This is a genomic window from Halorubrum amylolyticum, assembly GCF_004114995.1.
In the GTDB taxonomy this organism is placed as follows: Archaea; Halobacteriota; Halobacteria; order Halobacteriales; family Haloferacaceae; genus Halorubrum; species Halorubrum amylolyticum.
This window is the reverse complement of sequence record NZ_SDJP01000006.1, coordinates 120152-127854: the sequence shown is the minus strand read 5'-3', so window position 1 is coordinate 127854 and position 7703 is coordinate 120152. Positions and strand designations below refer to the sequence as shown.

Genomic DNA, 7703 nt, shown 5'->3' with positions numbered 1-7703 from the left:
GAGCGCGGCGACCGCCGCCAGCTGGGTGCCGCCCGCGAGCGTGACGCGGACGACGCGCTCGACCGCGCCGACCACGAGGCCGGCGGCCGCGGCGAGCACGGGGTCGCCCATCAGCCGGACCGCGTCGATCGGGTCGCCGGCCGCCCCGCCGGCGGCGATCCCGCTTTCGGCCAGCCCCTCCTCGACGACCGCGCGCTTGGTCGCGAGGGGGTTCGCCGGCAGCGACGAGGAGACCGCCGGGCGCTCGCCGAGCGCGGTGAGGACGCCGAGCGCGGTCGTCGTGCCGCCGGGGATCGTCTCGGCGACGAGGAGTTCGGACCCGGCGTCGTTGCCGGCGCTGTCGTCGTTGCCGTCGGCGTCGCCGGCGTCGGGCGCGTTCGCTTCCCTGCCACCCACCGCCGCCGGCACCAGTCCGCGCGCCTGTTCGAAAACCGCCGCCGCGTCCGGCACCGGTTCCGGATCGCGCACGTCCCCGCCGGGCGCGGCGCCCGCGTCGAGGACCGACGCCCCCGTCGGCGCGGTCGGGACCGCGAGGCCGGCGTCGACCCCGACGAACCCGACCTCGACGAGTTCGCGCACGGCCCGCGTGACGACCGCCGGGGTCGGACAGCCGGAGGGGCTGACCGGGACGGCGGAGTCGGGAGCGGGCCGGCCGTCGGCGACGATCTCGAGGTCGGCGCTCGGGGTGTGTCTCCGCAGCGTCGGGTCGGCGCCCGCGGCGCTGATCCCGTCGATCGCGGCGGTCTCGGTCGTCCCGGCGACGACCGCGAGGGTCGCGTCGGTCACGCTACGCCCCCGGCTCGCCGCCCCGATCGGTGGAACTTCTGGGCCGGTCGATCGCGTCCGTCGCCCGCCCGGTCGATAACAACCACTAGCGGTTGATTAGCACAAGCGGGGTTTAATTGATCGGGTGCCGGACGAACGCTGCCCTCCCGGGGCTCGACCGCGACTTGCTCGATCAGGGGGACGGCCTGCTGGGTGAAGGAGACGGCCTGTGGGTGGAGAGGACGGCCTACTCCGTGAGCGGGAGAAAGATCCCGAAGACGAACGGGGAGAGGAGCGCGATCGCGGTCCCGAGGAACTCCATGTCGACGAGCAGCCGCTCCTCCCAGCCGGGCACCTGCATCCCGGTCGCGTGGATGAGCCCCTCTCCGACCGCGCCGATCAGAAAGAGGCCGACGCCGAACGCGAGGCTCCGCTTGGTCAGCTTCGGGTAGTCCAGATCGCCGTAACGGCCAGTCATACACGACGGTTTCGCCGAGCAGCTGAAAAGGATTGCTCTTCCGAGAGTCTCGCGCCCGACGCTCGTCGCCCGCGGGCGTCGGGCGCGCGAGCCGACCGACGGACACCGGACGACGAAGGGGTGACCGGCGAATCGGCGGATGCCGGACGACGAACGGGTGACCGGCTTTCGGCGGATCGGAGACCGCCCCGCCGTCTCCGACGGCCGGCGGCCCGTCCCCGGCTCGTGTTCTGGCCCACAAAGCACTTCAACCGGACTCTCGAAGCCTCTCCCCATGGATCGACGCCGAGTGGCCCTCCTGCTCGTCGTCGTCGGGGCGCTCTGTCTCCCCGCGCCCCAGTACCTCGGCTGGGCGGCAGCGACCGCGTCCCCGCCCGACCGGACCGCCCAGGTGTTCGCCGCCGAGCCGATCGACGTCGACGACGCGGCCGACCGGCGGCGGTTCGTCGACCGACACGCCAACGAGATCACGCTCTCCGACGCCCGGCTCGCGGCCCGCTCCGACGACGGCACGTACCGCTCGGTGAATCGCCTCGGGGTCAAGCCCCGAGGCTTCCCGTTTCCACGACATGACTTGCAGACACGGACTCGAAGTGAGTCGTGTCCGTAGCGGTCACAGTCTCCACGGGCGTGTCTTCGGGCCATCCCAGCCCTAATTCAGCAAAGCCTCTCTGCAAAACGTTCATCGCCGCATTCGCGTCCCTGTCCGTCTCAAATCCACACGACGGACAGGAGTGTTCCCTGACCCAGATGGATTTCGTTGTCTCCACACCGCACGACGCGCATTCTTTGCTCGTGCCTCGGGCTTCGACCTGCACGACGTGACTGCCGTACAATTCTGCTTTGTATTCGAGCAGGGTGATGAACTGTCGCCACGCCGCATCCTGCTTGTTTCGAGTGTTGTGCGACTGTTCAAGCATCCCCTTCACGTTCAGGTCTTCGACGAATACGGCGTCGTACTCCCGGACGAGCCATGTCGTTATCTTGTGCTGGTAGTCCAGCACCTTCCGACGAATCCGACGCTTGAGTTTGGCAACTTCGACTCGTTGTTTCTCGTAGTTGTTCGACTCCTTCTCCTTCCGAGATAACTTACGCTGTTCGCGTTCGAGTCGCTCGTAGTCGTCTTCGAGGTCGAGCCAATCCACGGTTTTGCCATCGCTAGTGTGGATGTAGTTGAGTATTCCGAGGTCGATGCCGACGCTGTTGCTCGCGTCCAGCGATTCCACGTCGGGTTTCTCGGGGAGATCGGCGTCGTCGGTTTCGAGGCCGAAGGAGACGAACCACTCGCCAGTCGTCTCCTTCTTGAACGTGACCTCTTTGATGGTGGCGTGGTCGGGAATCGGGCGGTGGTAACGGATCTTCACCCAACCGATTTTGCTGAAGCGGACGTACGCGAACCTGTCTTGGCCCCTCTTTTCATCGAGGTCGAAACCAGACTGGTTGTACGTGACGCTTCGATAATCGGTGGGAGATTGCCGTTTGAGCCGGCCAACGTTGTATCCCTTCTCCTTCTTCTTGCGAAGGTTCGAGAGGTTCCGATAGAAGCGTGCGACGGTGGCTTGGGCGGCCTTCGAGTGTAGTTTACTGAAGACGGGCCACTCTCGCTTCCAGTCGGGAAGTTTGTTGTTCTGGTCGTACTCACTCGGCTTATTGTCTTCCGGGGCTTGTTCGTAGTTCCAGCGGACGTGGTTGTAGAGCTGGCGATGAACATCCAGATGGTGTTCCAGTCCAGCCGCTACCTCTTGTGTCGGGTAAGCGTGGTAGCGGTGACTGTATTCCATCGCCGTCTATTGATTAGTGATGTGTTCATTTAGTGGTTTGTATCACGAGTTGTCGGCTTCATCCCCGAGGTCAAGCCTCGGGGTATTCGCCTTGTCCGCCGATAAACGCCACCCGCCGCGCGGTGGAGTCGGCGATGGCGAACGGCTCGGCGACGGTGGCGGACGACGGCGCCCGGGCCGACCTGCGCGACATCGCCGACGAGTACGCGTTCGTCCGCGACACCGACGCCGGGACCGAGGGGTACTACAGCCTGACCGTGACGGGGAACGGCTCGTCGGTCCGCGCCGAGCCCGTCTCGATCGCTCGGGTCGCAAACGCCACCGCCGAGCGCGCGCCCCGCTACGCGGCGCTGTCGGCCGCCGAACGGCGCACCGTCGACCCCCTGCTGGACAACGCCACGGCCGACGGCGAGGGGTACCGCCCCCGGGTGAACGACCCCTACGCCGACCGGCTCCCGACCGCGATCCGGAAGGGGGACACGCTCTACAGCGTCTACACGACCGGCCACGTCGACGACTTCGGCCCCGGGTTCGGCGGCTTCGTCGTCGGGCTCGGCGTCGCCGCCCTCGGCGTCGTGCTCGTCCTGGTCGGCGGCGGGCTGTACGCCTCCGAGCGGTAGCTTCGATCTCAATCACTGACCCGGCCGTTCACCAAGCCTCCATATCTGATCTGTAACTCATTCACGTGGTGTGGTTCGCTGCTTTCTTCCGCTCGGTCAGCGGCACATATTCCAAAAGGCTTTAGTTAATATAGTGATATATTTTGCCTGATCGTCCCCCTTTCCTCCCCCACCTTGAGGGGGATGATCAATAGGCAAAGCGGATCGCCTCCCGCCGCTCCCCTTTTGCGTCGTGACTTTCGATCGCACCGTCAACTCAATCTCGTTTGGTAATTTCCTCAGTGCGGACGAATCACCTTAGAGTCAAGTCCTGGGGCACTCTCCTTATATTCTGTACAGCCGGTAGGGTTTCGCCTCGTTACCACTGTAACGATGGCACGAGGTACCCGTGGACCACCGGGTGCGCTCGTCTCGATCCGCAGCAGCTCGGTCACCCGTCGAGGTCAATATACTTGGCTTCCCATTCTGTCCGTGCTTCGATCTCTCTGATGCCTCGACGAGTCATGGTGTATTCGTTGGTCCGTCGATCACGTTGGCTTTTTTCGACAAGTCCTTTCTCAACAAGCGTGTCGAGATTTGGATAGAGCCGCCCATGGTGGATCTCTTTTTCGTAGTACTCCTCGAGATCGTCTTTGATCGCGAGCCCGTGGGGGTTATCAAGGCCGGCGATTACGTACAGCAAGTCGCGTTGAAAGCCAGTCAGATCGTACATAACCTCTTATCTATATTCATCTTTTGAAATACTACTGATTTTCAAGATGATCTCCAGCTAACATCTTCATCCGCGTGAACCGCCTCGGGGTCAAGCTCCGTGGCATTCGCCTCGACAGTCTGTGAACTACCCTACTCGCTCACGGCTGACGCCGCTCGCTCCTTGAGGGTAGGGCTTCCTGCTTCTACGACGCGCTTTGCAGACACCGAATGGGTGTTCGCAGGGAGCGCAGTCTCCACAGGCGTATCTTCGGGCCATCCCAGCCCTAATTCAGCAAAGCCTCTCTGCAAGACGTTCATCGCCGCATTCGCGTCACGGTCACATTCAAACCCACACGAGGGACACGAATGCTCTCTAACCCAGATGGGTTTCGCTGTCTCCACGCCACACGACGCGCACTCTTTCGTCGTGCCCCGCGCTTCGACTTGAACCACGTGCGTCCCGTACAGCTCGGCTTTATATTCGAGCAGAGTGATGAACTGTCGCCACGCCGCATCCTGCTTGTTCCGGGCGTTGTACGACTGTTCCAGCATCCCCTTCACATCCAAGTTCTCGACGAACACCGCGTCGTACTCGCGGACGAGCCACGTCGTGAGTTTGTGCTGGTAGTCCAGCACCTTCCGCCGGATGTGACGCTTGATCTTCGCAACCTTCAGTCGTTGTTTCTCGTAGTTGTTTGACCCTTCCTCTTTGCGAGAGAGTTTGCGTTGCTTGCGACGGAGTTGTTCGTACTCGTCTCCGAGATCGAGCCAATCTACAGTTTTCCCGTCCGAGGTGTGGATGTAGTTGCGGATACCGAGATCGATTCCAACGCTGTTGTTCGTGTTGAGTGCGTCTACGTTGGGTTTTTCGGGTAGATCGGCCTCATCGGTTTCGAGACCGAAAGAGACGAACCACTCACCGGTTGTCTCTTTTTTAATCGTGACTTCTTTGATCTCCGCTTTATCTGGGAGTTCGCGGTGGTAGCGGATCGGGATGTCACCGATTTTGGAGAGCCAGAGTGTCGCGTTGCGGCCACTCGTGTTTTTGAGTTCGAAACCTGACTGCGAATACGTCATACTCTGAAACTCCGCTGGCGATTTCCACTTGAGCATCCCGACCTTCTGACCATTCCGTTTCTTTTCAGAGAGATTCGAGAGGTTCTGATAGAACCGCGTAACGGTTCGCTGGAGTGCTTTCGAGTGAACCTCTGTGAACACGGAAAACTCGTCTTTCCAGTCGGTGAGACGGTCGTGATGCTTGTACAGGCGGTCGAGGCGACTGCCCCGGGGCTTGACCCCGGGGTTGAAGCCGACAGCATTATTATGCCTAAGACAGTATTATTCAGTATGGGACAGATGGAATGCTATCCAAAACTGCGACAACGGGGTGTCGTCACGATCCCAGAAGAAGTCCGAGACGGTCTTGATCTGGAAGAAGGCGACCAACTGAAACTCATCGTCGAAAAACTCGACTAACCAACGGTGAAACACACGCTTCGTTTTCGCGCGTACCTGCCTGACGACGTGGAGAGCGAAGCGTGGCACCACATCGACATCCTCCGCCAAATCCGCAACCACGCTGTCCGAGACTACTACAACTCCGACTACAACGACCGACCATCAGACTACGACCAACACAACAAACTCACCGCTTGGGCAGACCGCTGGCCGACCTTCGCGGAACCCTCCAGACACGCCGCACAACAAGCCATCACTCAGATCCACAGCGATCTGGAAACACTGCAAGAACGTCGAGAAAACGGCTACAACGTCGGAAGGTTACAGTGGCAAGGCAAAGGCGAATTTCGCTCAGTGTCGTACAATCAACCCCGTCGCTGGAACGTGGATCACAACACGGGCGACGACCGATTCGTGCGACTCCGACTCGAAAAGATCGGCTGGTTCAAGATCCGAGCAGACCGCAACGTGCCATCCAAAGACGAGATTGACGAGGTCATCCTCAAAAAAGAATCGACGGGTGAGTGGTACGTCTCGCTCGTCACCACCGTGGAAGACACGCCAGAGAAACCGTCACTGAGTGAGATTAAACCCGAAGACCATTCGTCTTTAGCTAAGACTCACACCTCGGTTGCGTAGCGGTAGCGAGCGTCTCCTGTAAGATCGGTCGTTGCTGGTGGATTTTCTGAGCGTCTTCGATCAGCCGCTCCAACAGCGGTGGCGGCGAGTAGCCGAGGTATTCACCGAGGTCGTGGAGGATGAGCTGGGCGTGCGACCGGAAGGTCGCCGCCCAGCGTTCCGGCGGAAACACGAGCTCGTCATCAGCCTGCTCAGTGACCAGATCCAACAGCTCACGGCTCACCAGCAACGACAGCAACGCCGCGTACAGCAAGATTTCCACGACAGCAGGGTTGCTCGTGTCGAACTCGTCGAGTTCGTACTGCGTTTTCAGCTCACGGAACAGTGTCTCTACCTCCCACCGACACCGATACAGCGTCGCTAGATCCGCCGGCAAGAACTCCTCTCGCGGTAGATTCGTGATATAGAGATGGTAGTCGTCGGCGTCCTCGTCACGGACGCCGACGACGCGGAACCGCTTCGTGTCCAGCGACCGCGTCCCCTCGTACGGTCCGCGCTTGAACTCCGCTTCGACCTCCACGTCGATGTACTGCCGTGAGAGGTCATCGACTACATCCTGGATCTGCTCGCCCTCCACGGGAATGGCGCGACCGCGCCATTCCCGTAATTCCTCCGTTATCACCGGGTTCGCGTTCTGCTTCAACCGACTCACGAAGTAGCCGTCGTTCTCGTCGATCAACGCGAACCGGCGGTACTTGAAGTACGCTAGATCGAACAACACCAGCCGTTCGCACAGCCACGATCCCGTCTTGAACAACGTGCTGTCATGCGTTTTTTCATCCGTTACGTCGATCCGTTCAATCATCTGCTCGGTGGCGTTGTGGAGCAGGTGGAGCTTCGCTCCAGCCTGCTCCTCGTGGCGGGCTTGGAACTCATCAGAGAGAAACTCGTGCAACCGCAACACCGTTCCATCAGCGATCATCACGTCCCTGAATCGGTCGATATCAGTGTCAACAGCGTCGGGAACAGCGACCTCGTCGAGGCCACGCTCGACGAGGTCGCGGAGATACTCTGCCAACGTCGGCGTCAACCGGTGATAGAAGCCGCCGGGCGAGATCGTCTCGTCAGCCGTGGAGTTGTAACTGCGTCTGAAGCCAGCGAGTGTTCGGCTCTCGCCTGCGGCGAAGCCGAACACGAGCGCCCACACAAGGACTGGAATCTGCAGCTTGCCCTCTCGCTCGACCACGCCGAGTTCCTCGGCGTGCTCTTCGAGGAACTCGGAGGGAAACAATGTAGTGAGCCGACGCATAATTCTCGATGAGGAGGTTT

Annotated in this window: 9 protein-coding genes and 1 pseudogene; 4 read left to right on the top strand and 6 right to left on the bottom strand. The window is 61.1% G+C overall.

Annotation, left to right across the window (positions count from 1 at the left end; genetic code table 11):
* Both ESO89_RS07540 and ESO89_RS07535 read right to left on the bottom strand, forming a co-directional pair.
* On the bottom strand, positions 1 to 786 hold a 786-nt coding region (locus ESO89_RS07540; RefSeq protein ID WP_128904927.1), incomplete at its 3' end, for a nicotinate-nucleotide--dimethylbenzimidazole phosphoribosyltransferase family protein.
* A 226-nt stretch (positions 787 to 1012) separates the two neighbouring features.
* Complete coding sequence (locus ESO89_RS07535) at positions 1013 to 1243, bottom strand: DUF7860 family protein (RefSeq protein WP_128904926.1); 231 nt, start codon at positions 1241 to 1243, stop codon at positions 1013 to 1015.
* A gap of 274 nt (positions 1244 to 1517) precedes the next feature.
* On the opposite strand from ESO89_RS07535, the gene ESO89_RS07530 reads away from it, so the two are divergent.
* Positions 1518 to 1853 carry a hypothetical protein gene (locus ESO89_RS07530; RefSeq protein WP_128904925.1) on the top strand — a complete coding sequence of 112 codons (336 nt, stop codon included), beginning with the start codon at positions 1518 to 1520 and terminating at the stop codon, positions 1851 to 1853.
* Here ESO89_RS07530 and ESO89_RS07525 read toward each other — a convergent pair.
* Positions 1783 to 3024 carry an RNA-guided endonuclease InsQ/TnpB family protein gene (locus ESO89_RS07525; RefSeq protein WP_128904924.1) on the bottom strand — a complete coding sequence of 414 codons (1242 nt, stop codon included), beginning with the start codon at positions 3022 to 3024 and terminating at the stop codon, positions 1783 to 1785. The genes ESO89_RS07530 and ESO89_RS07525 overlap by 71 nt on opposite strands.
* A gap of 134 nt (positions 3025 to 3158) precedes the next feature.
* Between ESO89_RS07525 and ESO89_RS07520 the strand changes: the two genes are divergently transcribed.
* On the top strand, positions 3159 to 3644 hold the full coding sequence (locus tag ESO89_RS07520; protein ID WP_128904923.1) for a hypothetical protein: 486 nt from the start codon (positions 3159 to 3161) through the stop codon (positions 3642 to 3644).
* 430 nt (positions 3645 to 4074) lie between these two features.
* On the opposite strand, the gene ESO89_RS07515 is transcribed toward ESO89_RS07520, so the two are convergent.
* Both ESO89_RS07515 and ESO89_RS07510 read right to left on the bottom strand, forming a co-directional pair.
* Positions 4075 to 4356, bottom strand: coding sequence for a helix-turn-helix transcriptional regulator (locus ESO89_RS07515; protein WP_128904922.1), 282 nt, complete (start codon positions 4354 to 4356; stop codon positions 4075 to 4077).
* 131 nt (positions 4357 to 4487) lie between these two features.
* Positions 4488 to 5600 (bottom strand): annotated as a pseudogene (locus ESO89_RS07510) (RNA-guided endonuclease InsQ/TnpB family protein); the annotation flags it as partial.
* On the opposite strand from ESO89_RS07510, the gene ESO89_RS19275 reads away from it, so the two are divergent.
* Positions 5592 to 5813: an AbrB/MazE/SpoVT family DNA-binding domain-containing protein gene (locus tag ESO89_RS19275; RefSeq protein ID WP_321167786.1), complete on the top strand. Its 222-nt coding sequence runs from the start codon at positions 5592 to 5594 to the stop codon at positions 5811 to 5813. The pseudogene ESO89_RS07510 and the gene ESO89_RS19275 sit on opposite strands and share 9 nt — an antisense overlap.
* Positions 5814 to 5819: 6 nt before the next feature.
* Positions 5820 to 6434, top strand: a complete 615-nt coding sequence (locus ESO89_RS07500) for an RNA-guided endonuclease InsQ/TnpB family protein (protein WP_241686157.1) — start codon at positions 5820 to 5822, stop codon at positions 6432 to 6434.
* On the opposite strand, the gene ESO89_RS07495 is transcribed toward ESO89_RS07500, so the two are convergent.
* Complete coding sequence (locus ESO89_RS07495; protein ID WP_128904921.1) at positions 6409 to 7683, bottom strand: IS4 family transposase; 1275 nt, start codon at positions 7681 to 7683, stop codon at positions 6409 to 6411. The two genes, ESO89_RS07500 and ESO89_RS07495, sit on opposite strands and share 26 nt — an antisense overlap.
* Positions 7684 to 7703: the final 20 nt, after the last annotated feature.